Annotated in this window: 1 protein-coding gene; it reads right to left on the minus strand. The window is 46.8% G+C overall.

What is annotated here, in order from left to right:
* Nucleotides 1-1,057 (minus strand): hypothetical protein (locus KDK17_RS06640; protein ID WP_257287657.1); only part of this gene is annotated, 1,057 nt, incomplete at its 3' end.
* Nucleotides 1,058-1,063: the final 6 nt, after the last annotated feature.

Here is a 1,063-nt window from a genome sequence, read left to right on the forward strand (position 1 = left end):
CGTTGAGGTTCTGCATCAGCACAGCGATATAACTCAGGGCCAGCTGTTCTCCTGACGGTATCAGTCCAGAGACAGGTATCTCAACGTTGTTGTCGCCGGTTGTTCGCATTCCGGACAGAAAGTGATCGGGGATATCTTGATCCCAGGGCAGAAGGCTATGGGTTTTGAGTAGCGCCTCAAAGATTATCTTGATGCCTTCTTTGGTAATGTCATGGGTTTCTAGCCGAAGACAGGCTTCAAGTAGCCGTTTTAACCATTGGGAGGAGTGCTCTTTGCTGAGTTTGTGTAGCGCGCTCAATGAGGGAAACAGGTCAAATACAGCCTGAGCATGGCTGGCGTCCAGAAAACGCTCCTGATCATCATTTGATAGGGGTTGCAGGATTTTCCAAAAGAGTCTTTTCATATAATCGTATTTCAGCACCCCCGATAATAGTTGCAACCGTTCTGAATGTTGTTCCCATTGACTCTTATCCGGCAATGACTTCAGTCGCTTGGCAAAATAGACAAAACGCCCTCTGGATTCATTGGAAGAAAACAGAGCCATTGCCTTATCTAGCACGTTCAAAGGCACGGCTTTAACCGAATGACGCCACAAAAAATCCCGGTCCTGTTGATCAACCTGAAGGTAGCGCTCGACGCCTTTCCCTCCATAAGAAGACAGAAGTCTTATTAATGATTCCAGCATCAGAACGGTTTTAGTCTTTGCATGGAATTGATGAAACTGTTTTAAAACCGCCCAGTTGAGTGACCAGTCTGGCCTGGAGGTGGAAAGATAAAGAGCAACTGTTTTTATCTGGCGATTGAATTTGTCATCCTCTTCATCTTCTGAATAACCATCGTATTCGTCGTACTCTTCACCGTCTGAATCACTTTTGTCTTCAGCAAAATCTGTTAACAGCCACTGTTTCAGTTGTGTTTCCTGATGTTGCAGCGCTTCAATGGCAGGTAACCCTTCTGTTATCCAGAGCCTGGTCATCATTTGCAGGAGCCAACGATTGGGTGCCTCCCGGAAACCCGTCCAGCCCAGCACTTTTTTCACTGACGCATGTTTGGGCAAGCCCTG

Origin of the sequence: Endozoicomonas sp. SESOKO2, from assembly GCF_024606245.1 — a bacterium.
Classification (GTDB): Bacteria; Pseudomonadota; Gammaproteobacteria; order Pseudomonadales; family Endozoicomonadaceae; genus Endozoicomonas_A.